Consider the following 22,977-nt stretch of genomic DNA (forward strand, 5'->3'; position numbering starts at 1 on the left):
AACGCCAACCGTTTCCCTCGCGCTGGATCCGTTGAACGTCAATGCCTTGATAGGCGAGATTACCGACGACCTGAACGATAGAAGCAATGCTCCCGATCTTCACGAATTGCTTGCCAGGGCCGAAAGCGCGCTTCGCTTTGATCTTGCCGACGCACGTCTCTATAGCCTGATCGGCGAAATTAAGTACCGACAGGGCGCAAAAGACCAGGCCTACGAATTTTTCGATCAAGCTCGAAAATTATCTAAGACCGAGATCCACGCGCTCCAGAGGTCGATAGGCCGCTCGATCGAAACAGGCGATCTTTCAAAGGCTGTCGGCGAGATCGATATTTTGCTGCGGCGATGGCCAGATCAATTTCCTGAAATCGCCGAGGGGCTGCCGACAATCCTCTCGAACTCCGATGGATACCAGGCTGTGCTGGCAGCCATAAGGGCCGCGGCGCCCTGGAGGGCCAATCTGTTGGTCGCGCTGGGCAAAACCCCCGAGGGGCTCGATTTCGCAAATCGGCTGCTGCTTGATTTGACCGGGTCAGGTGCGCCACCAAGCTCGAGCGAATTGTCCTATGTGATCCACGGCTATATTCGTCAGAAAGAATATGAACAAGCTTATCGGTTGTTTCTTTTCAGTCTGTCCGATCAAGAACGGAAATTGGGCGGATACATTTTCAACGGCACATTCGAGCCTGTGTCCAGCGGCAAGCCTTTTGATTGGCAGGTCGGCGATCAGTCTGGCCTGGAAGTTACGTTTGCAACATCCCAAGATGCGGTCGAAGGTGAGGGGGGAGCGACGGCTCGCTTCCTGAATACGCCCGTCAAGAACACTGCTCTTCAGCAGTATATCCAACTGCCTCCAGGCTCCTACAAGATTTCGCTGGCTGCGTCTGCAAGAAATCTGAAGCTTCCGAAGGAGTTGTTCTGGTCGATCAGGTGCGCGGGGCCTGCTGGTGAAATAGCCCGGTTTAATATTCCGGAGGGTACATATAATCGTCAGTCGCTCAGTCTGGATTTTTCGGTTGGATCGGCTGGGTGCCCCATGCAATTATTGAAGCTGGAAACTGCCGCCATTGCCGAGAGCTGGCGCTTTCGATATGTCGGCACGTTGGTAATGCACAAATTGAGCATCGAGAGACTTTCATCTTGAGCGACCGGCCATCGGAATGGGATAAATATCTCCTCGGATCGGTCCTGTTCATATCGCTGCTGATCGGCGGCGGCACTGCAAGCGGCCTTTACACGGACACGCTGATTGAGGTCGCGGCAATTGTCTCGGCGGCGGCGGTCTTCTCACAGACCTCTGGCCAAAGAATCCCCCATTCTGTTCTGTGGCTGCTTATGTTTGCCGTGGCGCTGCTGATTTTGCAAATTGTTCCGCTGCCTGCGGCTATATTCAGCGGATTGCGACCGGAGCTGTTGCTCGCAGATTCCGGGCTGGTTGGAGAAACCCGATTTCGGTTCGTCAGTGTCGGCGTTGGACGGACGATCGAATGCCTGTTGTATCTGGTGGCATTGGCGGCGTTTTTTTTGAGCGTATTGCGTTTGCGTATCGAGCAGGTTCATGCGCTTCTGCCGTTCTTTTTTATGGGTGTTATCTGCAACGGCTTGGCCGGCGCGATTCAATACTCGCTCTCGGATGACATCGCCATCGAGGGATTGTTGCCTTTCACGATCAATGCCGGGCTTTTTGCCAACGAGAATCATTTTGCGGCATTGCTTTTTGTGTCTATCCCCTTCGTCGCTTATTACGGTCTGTTCCGAGGACATCTTTTGTCCGGATCGCTCGGGCTGGCCACGCTTTTGCTGCTCCTTTTGGCGGCCGGTTCGCGTGCCGGCGTTCTGATCGGGTTGGCGATCACCGTACTGTCCATAGTCTTTCTTTCAGCGCGTTCCAGGGTGAGTGGACTCGGCATCCTTGCCGTTTTCATAGGACTTTCGGCCTATACGATAGGCGCATGGACGAAGATCGAGGCCGACGCGATTGATCCAGCTTTCGGGCGAGGCGAGTTTGCTCGCACCACCATTGAGGGGATCAAAGAGAATTGGGCAACCGGCGTTGGGTTTGGAAATTTCCAAAGGGCCTACCAGATATATGAAAAGGAAGAGATGATTTTTAATAAATATGTCAATCATGCTCACAATGAGTATCTTGAAATAGCTTTCGAAGGCGGAGCTCTTGCTGTACTGTTGATGACGCTTTATTTCGTAATGCTTTTTATGGCGCTTACCAGAGTTCGTCGCGATCCCCTTCAAAAGGCGGCGTTTCTCTCCGTGTCTTTTCTCCTCATCCATTCACTCGTCGATTATCCATTGCGGACCGAGGCGCTTGCGATGACGTTTGCCTTCATGAACGCCATTATCTTCCACAAAGGATTTGCAGTCCGCCAGAAGAGTGAATTGATCGAGATCGACCACAACGGTGAAAAATTACTTGTTCCCATCGGAACGCTGTCCTAGCGCCTCCTAGCCACGGCCTAGCGATCTGGGGCAGGAATTTCCGAGTTATGGTCCCTGCGTGGAAAATTCATTCTCGAACCACTCCCGCGCAGGTCTGTCTTGCATTGTTATAGATAATGGCGATCTGCTAGAACGCCCGCACGAAAACCAGAAGTGAAGCTTGAACCGGGCCGCTGAAAAATTGCGCCTGATGCTTCGGTGCAAGATCCGGGCGGCACGAGAGAACGCTTAAAGTCCATGAACATCGCGCTTACGCATCTGCAGCGGCTTGAAGCCGAATCCATCCATATCTTTCGCGAGGTTGCGGCGACCTTCGCCAAGCCGGTCATGCTCTATTCGGTCGGCAAGGATTCCTCGGTGCTGATGCATCTTGCGATGAAGGCGTTTTATCCGGCCAAGCCGCCCTTTCCCTTTCTCCACGTCGACACGACCTGGAAATTCCGCGAGATGATCGCCTTTCGCGATCAGATGGCGCAAAAGCTCGGCTTCGATCTCCTGGTCCATGTCAACGGCGATGGTGTGCGCGATAATATCAATCCCTTCGACCATGGCTCCAACACCCATACGCATGTGATGAAGACCGTGGCGCTGCGCCAGGCGCTCGACAAATACGGCTTCGATGCAGCCTTCGGCGGGGCGCGACGCGACGAGGAGAAATCGCGCGCCAAGGAGCGGATCTTCTCTTTCCGCAATGCCCAGCACGTCTGGGATCCGAAGAACCAGCGGCCGGAGATGTGGAAGATATTCAACACCCGCATCGCGACCGGTGAATCGATCCGGGTCTTTCCGTTGTCGAACTGGACCGAACTCGACATCTGGCAGTACATCCTCCAGGAAGACATCCCGATCGTGCCGCTCTATTTCGCCAAGCAGCGGCCGGTCGTCGAACGTGACGGCATGCTCATTCTGAGGGATGACGACCGCATGCAGTTGCGTCCCGGCGAGACCGTGGAGAACCGACTGGTTCGGTTCCGCACGCTCGGCTGCTATCCGCTGACCGGCGCGATCGAATCGGACGCCGACACGCTGGAGGCCATTGTCGGCGAAATGCTCACGGCGCGCACCTCGGAACGGCAGGGCCGCCTGATCGACCGTGATGAAGCAGGCTCGATGGAAAAGAAGAAGCGCGAGGGGTATTTCTGAGCATGCGCCACATCACGGCCGAGAGCCTCGCCCCCACCGACGGCATTCGCGACTATCTGGCGGTGCAGGAACAAAAATCGCTGCTGCGCTTCCTGACCTGCGGTTCCGTGGACGACGGCAAGTCGACGTTGATCGGGCGCCTGCTTTCGGACACCAAGCAGATTTTCGAGGACCAGCTTGCCGCGCTCGAGCGTGATTCGCGCAAGCACGGGACGACGGGCGACGACGTCGACTTCGCGCTGCTGGTCGATGGCCTCGAGGCCGAGCGCGAGCAGGGCATCACCATTGATGTCGCCTATCGCTTTTTCGCCACGCCAAAACGCAAATTCATCGTTGCCGACACACCCGGCCACGAACAATACACGCGCAACATGGCGACGGGCGCGTCGACCGCCGATCTGGCCATCGTTCTGATCGACGCCCGGCAGGGCGTGCTGCGCCAGACAAGGCGCCACTCGATCATCGCCTCGCTGCTCGGTATCCGGCACATTGTGCTCGCCGTCAACAAGTTCGATCTCGTCGGCTTCGACAAGGCGGTGTTCGAACGGATCATCGAGGACTATCGGCAATTTTCGCACAAGCTTGGCTTCGAGACGATTGTGCCCATCCCGATGTCAGCCCGTTACGGCGACAACGTCACCAGCCGCTCGGATAAGACGACGTGGTATTCCGGGCCGACGCTGATCGAACATCTGGAAGCCGTGTCAGTCGATGAAGCCGTTGTCGAACTGCCGTTCCGTTTTCCGGTGCAGTATGTGAACCGCCCCAATCTCGATTTTCGCGGTTTTGCCGGCACGATTGCGTCCGGCTCCATCTCACCAGGCGACGAGGTCGTTGTCGCCAAATCCGGCAAGTCCGCTCATGTCAGGCGCATTGTCTCGCATGGCGGCGATCTGAGCCAGGCGGTGGCCGGCCAGGCCATCACCCTAGTTCTCGACGACGAGGTCGAGGTCTCGCGCGGTAACATGCTGGTGTCGCCGGCGGCGCGGCCGCAGGTCGCCGACCAGTTCGCCGCCAACATCGTCTGGTTCGACGAGCACGCGCTGCTGCCGGGCCGCTCCTATATCCTGCGGACCGAGACCGACCAGACCAGCGCTACCGTCACCGACCTGAAATACCGCGTCAACGTCAACGATTTTGCCCATGAGGCGGCCAAGTCGCTCGAAATGAACGAGGTCGGCATTTGCAACATCTCGACGCGGGCGCCGATCGCCTTTGATACGTTCGCCGAGAACCGCACGACCGGCGGCTTCATCCTGATCGACCGCATCACCAACGCCACGGTCGGCGCCGGCATGATCCTGCATTCGCTGCGCCGCGCCGAAAACATCCATTGGCAATCGCTCGATGTCGGCAAGCATGGCCGCGCCGATCTGAAGAACCAGCGGCCTGCCGTGTTCTGGTTCACCGGGCTCTCGGGGTCGGGCAAGTCGACCATCGCCAATCTTTTCGAGAAGAAGCTGTTCGCCACCGGCCGCCACACCTACATCCTGGATGGCGATAATGTCCGCCACGGGCTCAATCGCGATCTTGGCTTCACCGACGCCGACCGCGTCGAAAACATTCGCCGCGTGGCCGAAGTGGCGCGCCTGATGGCCGATGCCGGGCTGATCGTCATTGTTTCCTTCATTTCGCCATTCAGCGCCGAAAGGCGCATGGCGAGGGAATTGATGGCCAGCGGTGAATTCGTCGAGGTGTTTGTCGACACACCCTTTGAGGAATGCGCCAGACGCGATCCGAAGGGCCTCTATGCGCGGGCATTGAATGGCGAAATCAAGAATTTCACCGGCGTCGATTCACCGTATGAAGCCCCGGAAAATCCCGAAATCCATCTCAAGACACTCGGCAAGTCGGCCGAGGAGATGGTAGAGGCCCTGGAACTCTGGCTGAACGAGCGCGACATTGCCGAAAACCAATACGATAGCGGCGGCGGTATCTGACGACGAAGCGATGCTCGGGGTGTTCGAGCGCCTTGCCCTGGCGGCGGGGCGAGAGGTGATGCGTGTTTTTGATGCCGGCTGCGCGGTCGACCAGAAATCTGACAGCTCGCCAGTGACCGAAGCCGATCGCGAGAGCGAAAAGATCATTCTCGCCGGGCTGCGCGCGGCGTTCCCCGATATACCTTGCGTGGCTGAGGAAGAGGCATCGGCCGGCATCGTGCCGCCGGACCTCGACGACGCCTTCTTCCTGGTGGACCCACTCGACGGCACCAAGGAATTCGTCAACCGCAGGACCGACTTCACCGTCAACATCGCGCTCGTTCGCCACGGCGTGCCGGAGATCGGTGTGGTCTTTGCGCCATGCACCGGACGCTTCTTTTCCGGCCGGCCGGGCAGGGCGGAAGCAATCGATATCAATGGCGATTACCAGATCATCGGCCGTCGGCCGATTTCTGCCAGAACGGGCGTGGCGCCACTGACCGTCGTCGCCAGCCGGTCCCACAACACGCCGGAGACCGAAGCCTATATCCGCACGGTGGGCGCTGCCGAGATCGTCTCGGTCGGCTCGTCGCTGAAATTCTGTCTTGTCGCCAGCGCCGAGGCCGACGTCTACCCGCGCTTCGGCCGCACCATGGAGTGGGACACCGCGGCGGGTGACGCGGTGCTGCGCGCCGCAGGCGGGATGACGCGCTTGCTCGATGGTCAGCCGCTGGCCTACGGCAAGCGCAACCAGAGCGATGACGTGGATTTTGCCAATCCGCATTTCATCGCCAGCGGGAAGAGCGCGGGCCAGTAATCTCCCCCCTCAAGGGTGCGCGCCTACGCGGCGGCGATTTGCGCCGAATTCGAGCCGATATAGTTCCGGATCGTCTCGATGATCCGGTCCTGGTCGGCCTCGCTCAGATAGGGATGCATGGGCAGGCACAGGATACGCTTCGGCAGCTCCTCAGAAACGGCAAGACCTGTCGGCGTGCGCGGATAGTCGCGGTAGGCGATCTGGCTGTGCAAGGGCTTCACATAATAGATCACCGACGGGATGCCTTTTTCCCCGAGATGCGCCTTCAGCCCGTCGCGCTTCGGCGTCTCGATGGCATATTGCGCCCAGGCCGAACGGCCGCCGTCCAGATTGCGCGCCGCCTTGACGATATCGCCGAGGCCTTCGGCATACCGATTGGCGACCGCTTGCCGGGCAACCATCTCGTCTTCGAGAATGGCCAGCTTCTCGATCAGGATCGCCGCCTGCAGAGTGTCGAGCCGCGAATTGATGCCGACGCGGACATTGTCGTATTGGGTTTCGCCCTTGCCGTGGAAGGCGAACGAGCGGAGCTGTTCGGCCAGCGCATCGTCATTGGTGAACATCGCGCCGCCGTCGCCATAACAGCCGAGCGGTTTTGCCGGGTAGAAGCTGGTCGAGCCGACCGCGCCGAACGAACCCAGCATCTTGCCGTCGCTCGAGCCGCCGATCGCCTGGGCGGCATCTTCGATCACCATCAGCCCTTCGCGGTTGGCGATGGCCATGATCGCCTCGTAATCGGCGGCGAGCCCGAACAGGTCGACGGGTATGATCGCCCTTGGCTTCAGCCGGCCTTCCGCCTTGATCATGGCGATGGCGGCTTCGAGGCTGGCGATGTCGATATTGTAGGTCTGCGGATCGACATCGATGAAAACCGGCTCGGCCTTGGCCAGCGCCACCACTTCCGCCGTGGCGGCGAAGGTGAAGCTCGGCACGAACACCGCGTCACCTGGACCGATGCCGGCCACAAACAGCGGCAGCAGCAGCGCGTCAGTGCCGTTGGCGCAGGCTACGACATGCTTGATGCCGACATAGGCGGCGAGCTTGTTTTCGAATTCGGTGACCTCAGGTCCGAGAATGTAGCGACCGTCGTCGACGACGCGGTCGATGGCGGCTTTCAGCCTGTCGCGGATTCGTTCGCGCTGCGCGCCTAGATCGATGAACTGCATGTCGGCCTCAAATCGGGACTAGCCAGATAACTGGCCGCTGGTATCAGACTTGGCGCGGCCGAGAAAGCTGCACGGACCAATCGACGAATTGCTCAAATGTCGCAGCCTGTTACCTCTCAGTCCGACAGGTCCCCATCAGACGCCGGAATCCGGGGCCTTGTTGCGCACGACACGGCTTTCGCGTCGCACGCGCTCGGCTGGGCGAAACATAAAGTGATCGACGTCCTGCGCATCCTCAGCGCATCGCCGTCCAATCAGGCGATTTCATGCCGCCAAGGCGGATTGGCGCCGGCCCGCGACACGGTTACCGCCGCAGCCTTGGCGCCGAGCGCCAGCGCCTTGTGGATGGCGCCGTCCGACAGATTGGCGATCGCCTCCTTCGACAGCAGGCCTTGCTCGTGCAGCGAGGCCAGGATGCCGGCGTTGAACGTGTCGCCGGCGCCTACCGTATCGACCACCTCGACCTTGTCCGGCACGACCGTGACCTTGTGATCCCTGGTGTAGCCGATGGCGCCTTCGCTGCCATGGGTGACGACGATCAGCGTCGGGCCGCGCTCCAGCCAGTTGCGGACGACGTCCTCGTGCGAGCCGGCTTCGCCGAACCAGTTGAGGTCCTCGTCCGACAGTTTCACGATGTCGGCCATGGCCATCATCGAGCGGATGCGCCTGAGATGCCTGGCCTTGTCCGCTATGAAATTCGGCCGGATGTTGGGGTCGAGCATCATGACGCGGCGGCTGCGCTCGCGCCGCATGAATTCCTCGTAGGCGGATCCGGCCGGCTCCGAGATCAGGCTGATGGCACCGAACAGCATGGCTTCGATCTCGCTGCCGAGTTTCGGCAGATCGTCGATGGTCAGCATCCGTCCGGCTGTGTTTTCATCGTAGAACGTGTAGGTCGCCTGGCCGTTGTCCAGCCGCACGAAGGCGAGCGTGGTCGGCCGGGGCGATGTGTGCGCATAGGTGGAACTGACTTGGCTTGCCCTCAGCGCGTCCTTGAACTGGCTGCCGAACAGATCCGTCGACAGGCCGGAAAAGAAACCGGCGGGCGCTCCCAGCCGGCCGAGCGCTATTGCCGTGTTGAACACCGCGCCGCCGACATAGGGGGCAAAGGCCGGCTCGCCCTCAGTCGTGGTGCGTGGCAGCATGTCGATCAGGGCTTCGCCGCAACAGAGGATCATGATTTCCTGGTCTCCGGCGGATAGATCACACCCTTGCGGATGATGATGTTGGCGTAGAGCCGCGGCTCGCTTGTCGCGACGATCGCGTGTGCGGACCTGACCCGTTGATAGAAGTCGGCGCCGGCAAGCGCAACCACCTTGCGGCCCGGAGCACGCTCGGCGCAGATCGCCTCCATCTCGTGATGAACGGGATCGGCAAGCAGGGGATCACCTTTGACCGAGGCGCGAAACAGCGCCTCCGGCACCGCGTCATCGACAGGCAATACGCTGAGGATGGCGTCGAGCATCGGAGCAAGATGATGACCGTCGGCGCGGATGAGCCGGTGTGCCTGCTCTTTCGCCGGGTAGTTTCCGTCGACAAGGGCGATCTCGTCGCCATGACCCATGGCACGCAGCGTCGCCAGCAGCTGTGGACCGAGCAGCACCGGGATTCCGATCAGCATCGCTCAGGCACTCCTGGAAATCGTGGTCGAGCCGATGAGGAAGCGCTCGGAAAGCGGCAGGCTGGCACCGCCCAGGGCACGTGCATGAATGCCGACAGTCCCCTCGCGCACAGCCGGAAGTTTCAGGCCTTCACCGTCGATCTTGCCGATAGCATCGATAACGGCATCGACGAGCCGGCGCCGCACGGCCTTCGGCATCCATCCGTCGATCACCGCCGCCTCGAAATCGATAACCGATGACGCCGCCACAATGGCATAGGCGAGCGCCTGCGAGGCGCAGGCGATCCAATCGTCGAGCTCGACGCCGATTTCGCCCCAATCCTCCGGTGACGTCCACAGATGTGAGGCTTCGACGCCGCGCGCGTTGAGTGCCTTTTCCAGCATGGCGATCGACGCCACGTCAATCAATTGGGTCGGCTTGCCGTCCGGTCCAGGCACCGGCATCGAACCCAGCGCGCCGGCATTGCCGGTCGGTCCGCCGAAAAGGTGACCGTTCAGCACGATGCCGCCGCCGGCAAAGGCACCGATGTAGAAATAGACGAAGTCGCGTGCCGTGCCCGCTTTGCCGAACACCAGTTCGGCGCCGCAGGCAGAGGTGGCGTCATTTTGCAGGTAGACGGGGAATTCGCACTGTGCCTGGATGTCGGCGCGGATGTCTCGGTGGCGCCATTCGTCCATGACGTCGCGCGGCGCACCTGCCGTATCGGCCCAGCTCCACAATTCGAACGGCATGGCGATGCCAAGTCCGGCAATGCGCTTGTCCTGCGCCGGGGTGAGTTCGCCGCGCATCGTCTTCATGCCGGAGGTGACGAACTCGACCGTCTCGCGCGGTGCCGGATAGCGGTAGGAATGCTGCAGCATCGAGCGCACATTGCCGAGAAAATCGATCAGCACGAGTTCGGCGCTGCGGCGGCCGATCTTCAGGCCGATGAAATAGGCGCCATCGGGATTGAGCGCCATCGGAATGGAAGGTTGGCCGATCTTGCCGCGCAGCGGCGCCTGGCGGACAAGAAGGTTGTCCTCCTCGAGCTCGCGCATGATGACCGAAACGGTTTGGGCCGAAAGTCCGGTCATGCGCGCAATGTCGGACTTCGCCAGGCTGCCGTGCTGACGCACCAGCGACAGCACCAGCCGCTCATTGTGGTCCCGCATGCCGCTCTGGTTGGTGCCGCGGTGAATGCGGCTTTTGGCTGCCTCGGGCGAACCGTGCCTTGGTATGCCGGTCTCCACCCCTTCTCCTCCCGTCGTTTCCCTTAATGCTTTTGGCCAGAATGAGTGACGGACGCCACGCTGTCAATAATAAATAAGAGTGATTTAATTATTGACAGGAACCTCAGTCTGGTATTCTCTTGGGGCAAGCGTCCACGCTGGGAGAAGTCGCTGGATGCTCATGCGATGCCGGTTGGCCGGCATCCGAACTGGTCCCACTGGGAGGAAAATCGTGACCAAGACAGCACTGCTAAGATCCACCGTTTTTGCCGCGGCCGGACTGGGTCTGATGGCATTCACCACGGCTGCGTCCGCCGCCGATGTCGGCGCCTGCCTGATCACCAAGACTGACACCAACCCGTTCTTCGTCAAGATGAAGGAAGGCGCGAGCGCCAAGGCCAAGGAACTCGGCGTCGAACTCAAAGCCTACGCCGGCAAGATCGATGGCGACAGCGAGAGCCAGGTGGCGGCGATCGAAAGCTGCATCGCCGACGGCGCCAAGGGCATCCTGATCACCGCGTCGGATACCAAGGGCATCGTCCCGGCGGTGAAGAAGGCACGTGACGCCGGTCTGCTGGTGATCGCGCTGGACACGCCGCTTGATCCGCTCGACGCCGCCGACGCGACCTTTGCGACCGACAATCTGGAGGCCGGCAAGCTGATTGGTGCCTGGGCCGCAGCGACGCTCGGCGACAAGGCGAAGGATGCCAGGATCGGCTTCCTCGACCTGACGCCCTCGCAGCCGACGGTAGACGTCCTGCGCGACCAGGGCTTCATGATGGGCTACGGTATCGACGTGAAGGACCCCAACAAGATCGGCGATGAGGATGATCCGCGTATCGTCGGTCACGACGTCACCAACGGCAACGAGGAAGGCGGCCGCAAGGCGATGGAGAACCTCCTCCAGAAGGATCCTGGCATCAACGTCATCCACACCATCAACGAGCCGGCAGCCGTCGGCGCCTACCAGGCGCTCAAGGCCGTGGGTCTCGAAGGCAATGTGCTGATCGTGTCGGTCGATGGCGGCTGCCCCGGCGTGAAGTCGGTCGCCGAGGGCGTGATCGGTGCGACCTCACAGCAATATCCGCTGCAGATGGCGGCACTCGGCATCGAAGCGATCGCCGCTTACGCCAAGGACGGGACGAAGCCCAAGCCGACCGAAGGCAAGGATTTCTTCGACACCGGCGTCAACCTCGTGACCGACAAGCCCGCGGAGGGCGTGAAGTCCATCGACACCAAGAAAGGCCTCGCCAAGTGCTGGGGCTGATGCCGGTCTGACAGGCAACAGACCGAAGCGGCCAGGGGCTTGATCCCCGGCCGCTTCGGGTGGACGATGCGGAAATCGCAAGCGCGAACAATTCCGGCGGCAGATCGGGAACGGTTGGAAGGGCGTCGGCGCGTAGCTGAAGCCTCATGGGAGGAAACATGTCTCAGGTTCAGGAATTCGAAAAGGCTCTCGCGAACAGCGAGACAAGCGTTGCTGCTTTTGACGAGCATGGCACGTCGCTCGTCAAGCGCATCCAGCATTTCCTGCATTCCACTCCGGCTGCGGTGCCGCTGATCGTGCTGGTCCTGTCGATCGCTGTCTTTGGCGTCACGATCGGAGGACGGTTCTTTTCGTCCTACACGCTGACGCTGATCCTGCAGCAGATCGCCATCGTCGGTATTCTCGGCGCCGCGCAGACGCTGGTCATCCTGACAGCCGGCATCGACCTGTCAATCGGCGTGATCATGGTGATTTCGGCCGTGATCATGGGCAATTGCGCGGTCACCTATGGCCTGCCGACCTTGCTTGCCGTGGTGATCGGGCTTGCCGCCGGCGCGGCCTGCGGGCTGCTCAACGGGCTGCTGGTCGCCTACATGAAGCTGCCGCCCTTCATCGTCACGCTCGGCACCTGGAACATCGTCATGGCCACGAACTTCATCTATTCGGCCAATGAGACGATCCGTGACGCCGACGTCGACGCCCAGGCCCCGCTGCTGCATCTGTTTGGCCTGAACTTCAAGGTCGGCACGGCGGTGCTGACGTTCGGCGTCATTGCCATGGTCGTGCTGGTGCTGTTCTTGTGGTACGTGCTCAATCACACGGCATGGGGCCGTCATGTCTACGCTGTCGGCGACGATCCGGAGGCAGCGAAGCTGTCGGGCATCCAGACCAAGAAGGTGCTGATCTCGGTCTACACGCTTGCCGGGCTGATCGCCGCTTTCGCTGCCTGGGTCTCCATCGGCCGCAACGGCTCGATCTCGCCGTCCGCTGCCGTCACCGACTACAATTTGCAGGCGATCACCGCGACGGTGATCGGCGGCATTTCCCTCTTCGGCGGGCGCGGCTCTATTCTGGGCACGCTGTTCGGCGCGATGATCGTCGGCGTCGTTTCGATGGGCCTCAACATGCTGGGCGCCGATCCGCAATGGAAAGTGCTGCTCACCGGTGTGCTGATCATCGGCGCCGTGGCGATCGACCAGTGGATCAGAAAGGTTTCGGTGTAACCATGACCCAGGAGCCCATCCTCACCGCGCGCGGCCTCGTCAAGCGCTACGGCCGCGTCACCGCACTGAACAGCTGCGACTTCGATCTCTATCCGGGAGAGATCCTGGCCGTGATCGGCGACAATGGAGCCGGCAAGTCGACGCTGATCAAGGCGATCTCGGGCGCCGTTGTCCCGGACGAGGGGATCATCGAGTTGGACGGCAAGCAGGTGCTCTTCAAGTCGCCCATCGAAGCCCGCGAAGCCGGCATCGAAACCGTCTACCAGAACCTGGCGCTGTCGCCGGCGCTGTCGATCGCCGACAACATGTTCCTCGGTCGCGAGATCCGCAAACCGGGTTTTCTGGGCGACTGGCTGCGCATGCTCGACCGCCCGGCAATGGAAAAGCGCGCCCGCGACAAGCTCACCGAACTTGGCCTGATGACCATCCAGAACATCAGCCAGGCCGTGGAAACGCTCTCGGGCGGCCAACGCCAGGGCGTGGCGGTGGCGCGCGCCGCCGCCTTCGGCTCGAAGATGGTCATCATGGATGAGCCGACGGCGGCGTTAGGCGTCAAGGAGAGCCGCCGCGTGCTCGAACTGATCCTCGACGTGAAGAAGCGCGGCCTGCCGATCGTGCTGATCTCCCACAACATGCCGCATGTCTTCGAGGTGGCCGACCGCATTCACATCCATCGGCTGGGCCGTCGCCTCTGTGTCATCGATCCCAAGCAATATACGATGTCTGACGCCGTCGCCTTCATGACCGGAGCGAAGCTTCCGCCGGAGGCGGCACTGGCGGCCTGATGCATGTCGCCCAAAGCAAGGTGCCTCGCAGAGGCCCAAACGCGACGCACTTTAAGTTGCTAAACTGCCGCAGGGTAAGCTTCCCCGCGGCAATCTAACTCGATTGAACGCTTAACAATATGAGCTAGCATGGGCTGGGAGGAATGGTGAAAGCCGGTATGATCTTGGCAACCGCACAAGAGGCAGCATGACGCACGCGATAACGACCGAAGCTCCCATTCTCGAAAACTCCGATCCCAAGGCGCTTGCCGAGGAAGTCTTGAAGGCCCTCAAATACAGGCTCGGCAAGGGGACCAGCGTCGCGACGCAATATGACTGGCTCACCGCCTCGATCAAGGTCGTGCGCGACCATATCGTCGATCATTGGATGCAGGCGACGCAAGAGGCCTACGCCCATCAGGAAAAGCGCGTCTATTACCTCTCCCTGGAATTCCTCATCGGTCGCCTGATGCGCGACGCCTTCTCCAATCTCGGGCTGATGGACAATATGCGCGAAGCGCTGCGGTCTCTCGGCGTCGACCTTGACCTCATCGCCGCCCTTGAACCAGATGCAGCGCTTGGCAATGGTGGTCTCGGCCGGCTCGCCGCCTGCTTCATGGAAAGCATGGCAACCGTCGGCATCCCCGCGCATGGCTATGGCATTCGCTACGCCAACGGCATGTTTCGTCAGGAAATCCATGACGGCTGGCAGGTTGAGCTGCCCGAGACCTGGCTCGATCACGGCAACCCCTGGGAGTTCGAGCGGCGCGAACGCGCCTTCGAGGTCGGCTTCGGCGGCTCGGTGGATTCGATCACCTCAAAGGACGGCAGGCTTGAGCGCCACGTCTGGAAACCGATCGAACACGTTTTGGCGGTTGCCTACGATACGCCGGTGGTTGGCTGGCGGGCCAACCGCGTCAACACGCTGCGGCTCTGGTCCGGCATGCCGATCGATCCGATACTGCTCGACAAGTTCAACGCCGGCGATCACATCGGTGCGCTCGCCGAAAGCAACAAGGCCGATGCCTTGTCGCGCGTCCTTTACCCTGCTGATTCCCACAAGGCCGGTCAGGAGCTGCGGCTCAGGCAAGAGTATTTCTTTTCTACCGCATCGTTGCAGGACATCATTCAGCGTCATCTCAGCCAGTATGGCGACCTGCAGTCGCTGCCCGACAAAGCGGCGATCCATCTGAACGATACCCATCCGGCCATTGCGGTGGCCGAGCTGCTGCGCCTGTTGATGGATGTCCACGGCATGGATTTCGACCAGGCCTGGAGTATCACCAAGCGGACCTTCGGCTATACCAATCATACGCTGCTCCCCGAAGCGCTCGAAAGCTGGCCGGTGCCGCTGTTCGAGCGGCTGTTGCCGCGCCACATGCAGATCGTCTACGCCATCAACGCCGAAGTGCTGCTGGAGGCGCGCGCCTCCGAGCAGTTTTCTGACGAGCAGATCAGCCAGATCTCGCTGATACAGGAAAACGGCGAGCGCCGGGTGCGCATGGGCAATCTGGCCTTTGTCGGCTCGCACTCGATCAACGGCGTCTCTGCCCTTCACACCGAGCTGATGAAGGAAACGGTGTTTGCCGAGCTCCACCGGCTCTACCCCGACCGCATCAACAACAAGACCAACGGCATCACGCCGCGGCGCTGGCTGATCCAGTGCAATCCCGGTCTCACCGCGCTTACCCGCGAAGCGATCGGCGACCGCTTCCTCGACGATATAGACGCGATCAAGGAGCTCGATGCCTTTGCTGACGACGCCGCCTTCCGCGACAAGTTCGCCGCAGTCAAGCGGGCGAACAAGGCCAAGCTTGCCAATCTCGTCGCCGACCGCCTCGGCATCAGGATTGATCCCTCGGCGTTGTTCGACATCCAGATCAAGCGCATCCACGAATACAAGCGCCAGCTCCTGAATATCCTCGAAACAGTCGCGCTCTACGACCAGATCCGCTCCCATCCCGAGCGCAGTTGGATGCCGCGCGTCAAGTTCTTCGGCGGCAAGGCGGCGCCCAGCTATCACAATGCCAAGCTGATCATCAAGCTCGCCAACGACGTCGCCAAAGTCATCAACCGCGACCCGGCCGTTCGCGGCTTGCTCAAAGTGGTGTTCGTGCCGAACTACAATGTCAGCCTGGCCGAGATCATGATGCCGGCCGCCGATCTTTCGGAGCAGATATCGACCGCCGGGATGGAAGCCTCCGGCACCGGCAACATGAAGTTCGCGCTGAACGGTGCGCTGACCATCGGCACGCTCGACGGCGCCAATGTCGAGATCAAGGAATGCGTCGGCGACGACAACATTTTCATTTTCGGCCTGACCACCGAAGAGGTCGCCGAGCGGCGCAGCAACGGCTACGATCCGCGAACGGTGATCGAAGCCTCTCCCGAACTGGCGCAGGCCGTGGCCGCCGTTTCGACGGGCGTCTTTTCGCCTGACGATCCGGAACGCTATCGCGACCTGATGAACGGCCTCTATCAGAGCGACTGGTTCATGGTCGCTGCGGATTTCGATGCCTACGCGTCAACCCAGCGCGATGTCGACGCCGTCTGGCGCGACAGCCCGGATTGGTACGCCAAGGCAATCCGCAATGTCGCCCGCGTCGGCTGGTTCTCGTCCGATCGCACGATCCGCCAATATGCGAAAGAAATCTGGAACGTGCCCGTCTGATATGATTGCATGAGGCCACGAACAACGTGGTCCGGGGAGGGTCACTGCCTGATGAGGAAGCCGCGCGCGACCGCTGCGACAAGCGGGCCGGATGGACTGGCGTCAGCCGGCGATGTCGCGGCAATTGTCGCCGGCACGCATGGTGATCCTTTCGCTGTCCTCGGTGTGCACGAGGTCGACAAGGGCTTTGTCGCCCGCTGCTTCGTCCCTCATGCCGAGTTCGTCACTGCCTACACGCTGACCGGCAAGAAAGCCGGCGAACTCGCCAGGCGCGACGAAGCCGGCTTCTTCGAGGGCAGCCTGTCGCTCAGAAAGCGACTGCCGCTGCGCTATCACGCACGCAATGCCGGCGGCGACTGGTGGCTGACCGATCCCTATTCGTTCGGTCCGGTGCTGGGTCCGCTGGACGACTATTACATCGCCGAAGGTTCGCACCTCAGACTGTTCGACAAGCTCGGTGCGCATCTCATCGATCACGAGGGTGCGTCCGGCGTGCATTTCGCCGTCTGGGCGCCCAATGCAAGGCGCGTTTCGGTGGTCGGCGACTTCAACGAATGGGACGGGCGCAGGCATACGATGCGCGTCCGCCGCGACACCGGCATCTGGGAGTTGTTCATCCCCGACATCGGCGCCGGACGGCCATACAAATACGAGATCATCGGGCCCGATGGCGTGAGGCTGCCGCTGAAGGCCGATCCGTTCGCTTTCAAGTCCGAACTGCGACCGGCCACCGCTTCGGTGACGGCGCTTCCGCCGGCGCATCAATGGGGTGACGAGGCGCACCGCAATTTCTGGCGCAACGCCGACGCCCGCCGCGAGGCGGTGTCGATCTATGAGGTCCATGCCGGCTCCTGGCAGCTTCACGACGACGGCAGCTTCCTGTCATGGGACGAGCTTGCCGACCGGCTGATCCCGTATGTCGTCGACACGGGTTTCACCCATATCGAATTCATGCCGATCTCCGAACATCCCTATGATCCGTCCTGGGGCTATCAGACGACGGGCCTCTATGCGCCGTCGGCCCGCTTCGGCGATCCGGACGGTTTTGCCCGGTTCGTCGACGGCGCCCACCGCGCCGGCATCGGCGTCATCCTGGACTGGGTGCCGGCGCATTTTCCGGTGGACGCGCATGGCCTGGCCAATTTCGACGGCACCGCGCTCTATGAGCATGCCGACCCGCGCAAGGGCTTCCATCCCGACTGGAACACCGCAATCTACAATTTCGGCCGGCGCGAGGTGGTCTCGTTCCTGGTCAACAATGCGCTGTTCTGGGCCGAAAAATACCATGTCGACGGTTTGCGCGTCGATGCCGTCGCCTCGATGCTCTACCTCGACTATTCGCGCAAGGCCGGCGAATGGATTCCCAACGAAAAAGGCGGGCGCGAAAACCTCGAGGCGGTCAGCTTCCTCCAGAGGATGAACAAGGAAGTCTATGGTCATCATCCGGGTGTGATGACGATCGCCGAGGAATCGACCTCATGGCCAAAAGTTTCGCAGCCGGTGCATGAGGGCGGGCTGGGTTTCGGCTTCAAGTGGAACATGGGCTTCATGCACGACACGCTGGAGTATTTCTCCAAGGAGCCGATTTTTCGCAAGCATCACCACGGCGACATCACCTTCGGCCTGGTCTACGCCTTCTCAGAGAATTTCGTGCTGCCGCTCTCCCATGACGAGGTCGTGCACGGCAAGGGGACGCTGCTTGGCAAGATGGCCGGCGACGACTGGCAGAAATTCGCGACGCTGCGCGCCTACTACGCCTTCATGTGGGGCTACCCCGGCAAGAAGCTGTTGTTCATGGGGCAGGAATTCGCCCAGCGCCGCGAGTGGAGCGAGGCGCGCGCACTCGACTGGAACCTGCTCGATTTCCGGGCCCACCGCGGCGTCCGGCAGACGGTGCGCGATCTCAACTATCTCTACCGCTCACGGCCGGCGTTGCATGCGCGCGATTGCGAACCGGAGGGCTTTTCCTGGCTGATCGTCGACGACAGCGCCAACTCGGTCTTTGCCTGGCTGCGCAGCGCGCCGGGCGGAAACCCGGTCGCCGTCATCTCCAATTTTACGCCGGTGCCGCGCGACAATTACCGCGTGCCGTTGCCAATGGCTGGAAGATGGTGCGAGATCATCAACACGGACGCCTCCGACTATGGCGGTTCCGGCAAGGGCAATGACGGTGCCGTCGAGGCTCGGAAGGAAGCAGGAGGCATCTCGGCGACGATGCTGTTGCCGCCGCTGTCGACGATCATGCTCGAATTTGCTCCGGACTAGGCGATGTCTCGCAGCGCGTAACTTGGGAGGATAAAAATGGTAGAGATGAAACGGACCCAGCCGCTGGCGCGCGATGCCATGGCCTATGTTCTGGCCGGCGGCCGTGGCAGCCGCCTCAAGGAATTGACCGACCGCCGCGCCAAGCCGGCGGTCTATTTCGGCGGCAAGACGCGCATCATCGATTTTGCGCTGTCCAATGCGCTCAATTCCGGTATTCGCCGCCTCGGCGTCGCCACCCAGTACAAGGCGCACTCGCTGATCCGCCACCTGCAGCGCGGCTGGAACTTCCTGCGGCCCGAGCGTAACGAGAGCTTCGACATCCTGCCGGCCAGCCAGCGCGTATCGGAAACGCAATGGTATGAGGGGACCGCCGATGCCGTCTACCAGAACATCGACATCATCGAGGCCTACGGGCCCGAATACATGGTCATCCTGGCCGGCGACCACGTCTACAAGATGGACTATGAGCTGATGCTTCGCCAGCATGTCGACGCCGGCGCCGACGTCACCGTCGGCTGCCTCGAAGTGCCGCGCATGGAGGCGACCGGCTTCGGCGTCATGCACGTCGACAAGAAGGACACCATCATCTCCTTCATCGAGAAACCCGCCGATCCGCCCGGCATTCCCGACAAGCCGGATTTTGCCCTGGCGTCGATGGGCATCTACGTGTTCAAGACCAAGTTCCTGATGGAGCAGCTGCGCCGCGACGCGGCCGAACCGGGCTCAAGCCGCGACTTCGGCAAGGACATCATTCCCTATGTCGTCGAGCACGGCAAGGCGATCGCCCATCGCTTCGCCAAATCCTGCGTGCGCTCGACTGCCGAGAACGAAGCCTACTGGCGCGATGTCGGGACCGTCGACGCCTATTGGGAAGCCAATATCGACCTCACCGACATCACGCCCGAGCTCGACCTCTACGACCGCGACTGGCCGATCTGGACCTATGCCGAGCTGAAGCCGCCGGCAAAGTTCGTGCATGACGAAGATGGTCGCCGTGGCTCGGCGGTATCCTCGCTGGTCTCGGGCGATTGCATCGTCTCAGGCGCGTCGCTGAAGCGAAGCCTGATCTTCACCGGCGCGCGCATCAACTCCTATTCGACGCTTGAGGACGTGGTCATGCTGCCCGACTGCCAGGTCGGCCGCAGCGCGAGATTGAAGCGCGTGGTGATCGATCATGGCGTCAGGATTCCCGAAGGGCTCGTGGTCGGCGAGGATCCCGTCCTCGACGCCAAGCGCTTCCGCGTTTCCGAAAAGGGCATCTGCCTCGTCACGCAGGCCATGATCGACAAACTGGGGCTGTCGTGAATGCAGGTCCTGTCGGTCACGCCCGAAATATTCCCTCTGATCAAGACTGGCGGGCTTGCCGACGTGACCGGCGCGTTGCCCATCGCGCTCGCCGGCAAGGGCGTGGCGATGCGCACGCTTGTTCCCGGCTATGCCCAGATCATGGATGCCTTCAAGAAGAAAAAACCCGTTCACCACTATCCGCTGCTGCAAGGCGGCAAGGCTTCGGTCCACGCCGTCCAGATCGCCGGGCTCGACCTGTTCGTGCTCGACGCGCCGCATCTGTTCGATCGCCCCGGCGGCCCCTATGGCAATGCCACCGGCGCCGACTGGCCGGACAATTGGCGGCGTTTCGCGGCCCTGAGCCAGGTTGGCGGCGACATCGCCGGCGGCGCCGTCTCGGGCTACCAGCCGGACATCGTCCATGCCCATGACTGGCAATCGGCGATGACGCTTGCGTATATGCGCTACGGCAAGGCGGTCGGCACGCCGTCTATGATCACCGTCCACAATCTCGCTTTCCAGGGCCAGTTCGGCGCCGGCATCTTTGGCGAACTTGGCCTGCCGGCGGCGGCCATGGCGCTCGACGGCGTCGAATATTATGGCGGCGTCGGTTTCCTCAAGGCTGGCCTGCAGGCCGCCTGGGCCATCACCACAGTCAGCCCGACCTATGCGCAGGAGATCCGCTCGCCGGAATTCGGCATGGGGCTCGATGGCCTCATCAACATGCGGTCCGTCGATCTCTATGGCATCGTCAACGGCATCGACACCGAGATATGGAACCCTGAAACCGACAAGCATCTGGTTTCGAGCTACACGGCCAGGACATTGAAGGCGCGGCACCCCAACCGGACCGCCGTCGAGGATCGTTTCAACCTTGACCGCGACGACAGTCCGATCGTCTGCGTGATCAGCCGGCTCACCTGGCAGAAGGGAATGGACATACTGGCAACGGTCGTCGACGGGATTGTTGCGAGGGGTGCCCGCCTGGCGATCCTGGGGTCCGGCGACGCCGGCCTCGAAGGCGCGCTGCTGGCCGCCGCTGCCCGCCATCGCGGTCGCATCGGCGTCGTCGTCGGTTATGACGAGGCGCTTTCCCACACCATGCAGGGCGGCTGTGACGCAATCATCATACCGTCGCGCTTCGAGCCTTGCGGACTGACGCAGCTTTACGGCCTGCGCTATGGCTGCGTGCCGGTCGTCGCCCGCACCGGCGGTCTTGCCGACACCGTCATCGACGCCAATGAAGCGGCGGTTTCGGCAGGTGTGGCGACCGGCTTCCAGTTCGCACCCGCCGATGCCGGCGCCTTGCTGCACGCCATCCGCCGGCTGGTCGCGGCGCACGCCAACCCTGCGATCTGGACGTCGATGCAGCGGCAAGGCATGAAGGCGGATGTCTCGTGGGATAAAAGCGCAGAAAAATACCTCGAACTCTATCGCTTGCTGCTTTCGAAAAGGGCTTGACGCATGATACGCACCGTCGCCACCAAACCTTATCTCGACCAGAAGCCCGGTACGTCCGGGCTGCGCAAGAAAGTGCCGGTGTTCCAGCAGGAGCACTATGCCGAGAACTTCATCCAGTCGATTTTCGATGCGCTGGACGGGTTCGAGGGCAAGACGCTGGTGATCGGCGGCGACGGCCGCTTTTACAACCGCGAGGTCATCCAGAAGGCCATCGCCATGGCCGCGGCAAACGGTTTCGGCAAGGTGATGGTCGGGCAGGGCGGCATCCTGTCGACGCCGGCCGCTTCCAACATCATTCGCAAATACAACACCTTCGGCGGCATCATCCTGTCGGCCAGCCACAATCCGGGCGGCCCGCACGAGGATTTCGGCATCAAATACAATGCCGGCAATGGCGGCCCGGCACCGGAAAAGCTGACCGACGCGATCTTCGCCAAGACCAAGATGATTTCGAGCTTCAAGACCGCCGATATCGGCACGGTCGACCTCGACACGATCGGTACCGTCGAGGCGGGCGGCATGACCGTCGAGGTGATCGACCCGGTCGCCGACTATGCCGAGCTGATGGAAAATCTGTTCGATTTCGATGCGCTGCGTGGGCTGTTCAAGTCAGGCTTCCGCATGCGCTTCGACGCCATGCATGCCGTGACCGGTCCCTATGCCAAGGAGATCCTGGAAAACCGGCTCGGCGCGCCGAAAGGCACCGCCCGCAACTTCGTTCCCCTGCCGGATTTCGGCGGCCACCACCCAGACCCGAACCTGGTCCACGCAAAGCACCTCTATGACGAGATGATGGGACCGGATGCGCCGGATTTCGGCGCCGCTTCCGACGGCGACGGCGACCGCAACCTGATCATCGGCAAGGGCATTTTCGTCACCCCGTCGGATTCGGTGGCTATGCTCGCCGCCAATGCTCATCTGGCGCCGGGCTACAAGGCCGGCCTGAAAGGCATCGCCCGCTCGATGCCGACCAGCGGTGCAGCCGACCGCGTCGCCGAAAAGCTCGGCATCGGCATCTATGAAACGCCGACCGGCTGGAAATTCTTTGGCAATCTGCTCGATGCCGACATGGCGACGATCTGCGGCGAGGAAAGTGCCGGAACCGGTTCCAACCATGTCCGCGAAAAGGACGGGCTGTGGGCCGTGCTTTTGTGGCTCAATATCCTCGCTGCCCGCGGCGAAAGCGCCAGGCAGATCGTCACCGAGCACTGGGCCGCCTATGGCCGCAATTACTACTCACGCCATGACTACGAGGAGGTCGAGACCGACCGCGCCAATGCGCTGGTCGACCAATTGCGGGCCAGGCTCGCTTCCTTGCCCGGCACCAGCGTGCGCGGCATGAAGATCGCCAGCGCCGACGATTTCGCCTATCACGACCCGGTCGACGGCTCGATAGCCAGGAACCAGGGCATCAGGGTGCTGTTCGAAGGCGGATCGCGCGTCGTCTTCCGTCTCTCCGGCACCGGTACCTCGGGGGCGACGCTGCGCGTCTATATCGAGCGCTACGAGCCGGACAAGTCCAGGCACGATCTCGACACGCAGGAGGCGCTTGCCGACCTGATTGCGGCAGCCGAAGATATCGCCGGGATTCGCAGCCATACCGGCCGCGCCAAGCCGAGCGTGATTACTTGAGTTTGGTTGACAGCCGGCCGTCTGAGTTCGGCCTGCGTTGCGAGGCTCCCCCTTCTCCCCTTGTGGGAGAAGGTGGCCGAG

Annotated in this window: 17 protein-coding genes; 13 read left to right on the forward strand and 4 right to left on the reverse strand. The window is 61.6% G+C overall.

What is annotated here, in order from left to right; genetic code table 11:
* Positions 1-31 precede the first annotated feature (31 nt).
* The 5 genes from AC0L28_RS01245 (at position 32) to cysQ (ending at position 6,330) form a co-directional block, all read left to right on the forward strand.
* Entirely contained in the window at positions 32-1,141 is a 1,110-nt protein-coding gene (locus AC0L28_RS01245; RefSeq protein ID WP_473475105.1) for a tetratricopeptide repeat protein, read from the forward strand.
* Positions 1,138-2,451 carry an O-antigen ligase family protein gene (locus AC0L28_RS01250; RefSeq protein WP_473475106.1) on the forward strand — a complete coding sequence of 438 codons (1,314 nt, stop codon included), beginning with the start codon at positions 1,138-1,140 and terminating at the stop codon, positions 2,449-2,451. The genes AC0L28_RS01245 and AC0L28_RS01250 overlap by 4 nt, the downstream gene beginning before the upstream one ends.
* Before the next feature lie 237 nt (positions 2,452-2,688).
* Positions 2,689-3,594, forward strand: a complete 906-nt coding sequence (cysD, locus tag AC0L28_RS01255; protein WP_128167630.1) for a sulfate adenylyltransferase subunit CysD — start codon at positions 2,689-2,691, stop codon at positions 3,592-3,594.
* A 2-nt stretch (positions 3,595-3,596) separates the two neighbouring features.
* Entirely contained in the window at positions 3,597-5,534 is a 1,938-nt protein-coding gene (gene cysN / locus AC0L28_RS01260; RefSeq protein ID WP_473475108.1) for a sulfate adenylyltransferase subunit CysN, read from the forward strand.
* A gap of 10 nt (positions 5,535-5,544) precedes the next feature.
* Entirely contained in the window at positions 5,545-6,330 is a 786-nt protein-coding gene (gene cysQ / locus AC0L28_RS01265; RefSeq protein WP_027152411.1) for a 3'(2'),5'-bisphosphate nucleotidase CysQ, read from the forward strand.
* 23 nt (positions 6,331-6,353) lie between these two features.
* On the opposite strand, the gene AC0L28_RS01270 is transcribed toward cysQ, so the two are convergent.
* From AC0L28_RS01270 to AC0L28_RS01285, 4 genes are all read right to left on the reverse strand, one after another.
* Positions 6,354-7,496 (reverse strand): DegT/DnrJ/EryC1/StrS family aminotransferase, encoded by a 1,143-nt coding sequence (locus AC0L28_RS01270; protein ID WP_473475110.1) that lies wholly within the window; start codon positions 7,494-7,496, stop codon positions 6,354-6,356.
* Between the two features lie 254 nt (positions 7,497-7,750).
* Positions 7,751-8,674 (reverse strand): carbohydrate kinase family protein, encoded by a 924-nt coding sequence (locus AC0L28_RS01275; protein ID WP_473475111.1) that lies wholly within the window; start codon positions 8,672-8,674, stop codon positions 7,751-7,753.
* A complete protein-coding gene (locus AC0L28_RS01280; RefSeq protein WP_128172083.1) occupies positions 8,671-9,117 on the reverse strand; it encodes an RbsD/FucU family protein in 447 nt (148 codons plus the stop codon). The genes AC0L28_RS01275 and AC0L28_RS01280 overlap by 4 nt, the downstream gene beginning before the upstream one ends.
* A 3-nt stretch (positions 9,118-9,120) precedes the next feature.
* On the reverse strand, positions 9,121-10,347 hold the full coding sequence (locus AC0L28_RS01285; protein WP_128172084.1) for an ROK family transcriptional regulator: 1,227 nt from the start codon (positions 10,345-10,347) through the stop codon (positions 9,121-9,123).
* A 268-nt stretch (positions 10,348-10,615) separates the two neighbouring features.
* Here AC0L28_RS01285 and AC0L28_RS01290 point away from each other — a divergent pair, with 268 nt between their 5' ends.
* From AC0L28_RS01290 to AC0L28_RS01325, 8 genes are all read left to right on the forward strand, one after another.
* On the forward strand, positions 10,616-11,593 hold the full coding sequence (locus tag AC0L28_RS01290) for a substrate-binding domain-containing protein (protein WP_473475389.1): 978 nt from the start codon (positions 10,616-10,618) through the stop codon (positions 11,591-11,593).
* Positions 11,594-11,751: 158 nt separating this feature from the next.
* On the forward strand, positions 11,752-12,816 hold the full coding sequence (locus tag AC0L28_RS01295) for an ABC transporter permease (RefSeq protein ID WP_128167623.1): 1,065 nt from the start codon (positions 11,752-11,754) through the stop codon (positions 12,814-12,816).
* Positions 12,817-12,818: 2 nt separating this feature from the next.
* Positions 12,819-13,601 (forward strand): ATP-binding cassette domain-containing protein, encoded by a 783-nt coding sequence (locus tag AC0L28_RS01300; RefSeq protein ID WP_023802796.1) that lies wholly within the window; start codon positions 12,819-12,821, stop codon positions 13,599-13,601.
* Positions 13,602-13,788: 187 nt separating this feature from the next.
* Complete coding sequence (locus AC0L28_RS01305; RefSeq protein ID WP_023802797.1) at positions 13,789-16,251, forward strand: glycogen/starch/alpha-glucan phosphorylase; 2,463 nt, start codon at positions 13,789-13,791, stop codon at positions 16,249-16,251.
* Between the two features lie 51 nt (positions 16,252-16,302).
* A complete protein-coding gene (gene glgB, locus AC0L28_RS01310; protein WP_473475116.1) occupies positions 16,303-18,516 on the forward strand; it encodes a 1,4-alpha-glucan branching protein GlgB in 2,214 nt (737 codons plus the stop codon).
* Between the two features lie 36 nt (positions 18,517-18,552).
* Positions 18,553-19,821 carry a glucose-1-phosphate adenylyltransferase gene (glgC, locus tag AC0L28_RS01315; protein ID WP_473475118.1) on the forward strand — a complete coding sequence of 423 codons (1,269 nt, stop codon included), beginning with the start codon at positions 18,553-18,555 and terminating at the stop codon, positions 19,819-19,821.
* A complete protein-coding gene (gene glgA / locus AC0L28_RS01320) occupies positions 19,822-21,264 on the forward strand; it encodes a glycogen synthase GlgA (RefSeq protein ID WP_473475119.1) in 1,443 nt (480 codons plus the stop codon).
* Between the two features lie 3 nt (positions 21,265-21,267).
* Positions 21,268-22,896, forward strand: a complete 1,629-nt coding sequence (locus tag AC0L28_RS01325) for an alpha-D-glucose phosphate-specific phosphoglucomutase (protein ID WP_023802801.1) — start codon at positions 21,268-21,270, stop codon at positions 22,894-22,896.
* Positions 22,897-22,977: the final 81 nt, after the last annotated feature.

The sequence above is a fragment of the Mesorhizobium sp. WSM4847 genome (assembly GCF_055811335.1).

Bases quoted from the DNA above. Each gene is read 5' to 3' on its own strand.
- AC0L28_RS01275 (WP_473475111.1), bottom strand. From the start codon at position 8,674: ATGATCCTCTGTTGCGGCGAAGCCCTGATCGACATGCTGCCACGCACC.
- AC0L28_RS01290 (WP_473475389.1), top strand. From the start codon at position 10,616: ATGGCATTCACCACGGCTGCGTCCGCCGCCGATGTCGGCGCCTGCCTG.
- AC0L28_RS01300 (WP_023802796.1), top strand. From the start codon at position 12,819: ATGACCCAGGAGCCCATCCTCACCGCGCGCGGCCTCGTCAAGCGCTAC.
- AC0L28_RS01280 (WP_128172083.1), bottom strand. From the start codon at position 9,117: ATGCTGATCGGAATCCCGGTGCTGCTCGGTCCACAGCTGCTGGCGACG.
- AC0L28_RS01305 (WP_023802797.1), top strand. From the start codon at position 13,789: ATGACGCACGCGATAACGACCGAAGCTCCCATTCTCGAAAACTCCGAT.
- glgA (WP_473475119.1), top strand. From the start codon at position 19,822: ATGCAGGTCCTGTCGGTCACGCCCGAAATATTCCCTCTGATCAAGACT.
- cysQ (WP_027152411.1), top strand. From the start codon at position 5,545: ATGCTCGGGGTGTTCGAGCGCCTTGCCCTGGCGGCGGGGCGAGAGGTG.
- AC0L28_RS01270 (WP_473475110.1), bottom strand. From the start codon at position 7,496: ATGCAGTTCATCGATCTAGGCGCGCAGCGCGAACGAATCCGCGACAGG.
- cysD (WP_128167630.1), top strand. From the start codon at position 2,689: ATGAACATCGCGCTTACGCATCTGCAGCGGCTTGAAGCCGAATCCATC.
- AC0L28_RS01325 (WP_023802801.1), top strand. From the start codon at position 21,268: ATGATACGCACCGTCGCCACCAAACCTTATCTCGACCAGAAGCCCGGT.
- AC0L28_RS01295 (WP_128167623.1), top strand. From the start codon at position 11,752: ATGTCTCAGGTTCAGGAATTCGAAAAGGCTCTCGCGAACAGCGAGACA.
- glgC (WP_473475118.1), top strand. From the start codon at position 18,553: ATGGTAGAGATGAAACGGACCCAGCCGCTGGCGCGCGATGCCATGGCC.
- cysN (WP_473475108.1), top strand. From the start codon at position 3,597: ATGCGCCACATCACGGCCGAGAGCCTCGCCCCCACCGACGGCATTCGC.
- glgB (WP_473475116.1), top strand. From the start codon at position 16,303: ATGAGGAAGCCGCGCGCGACCGCTGCGACAAGCGGGCCGGATGGACTG.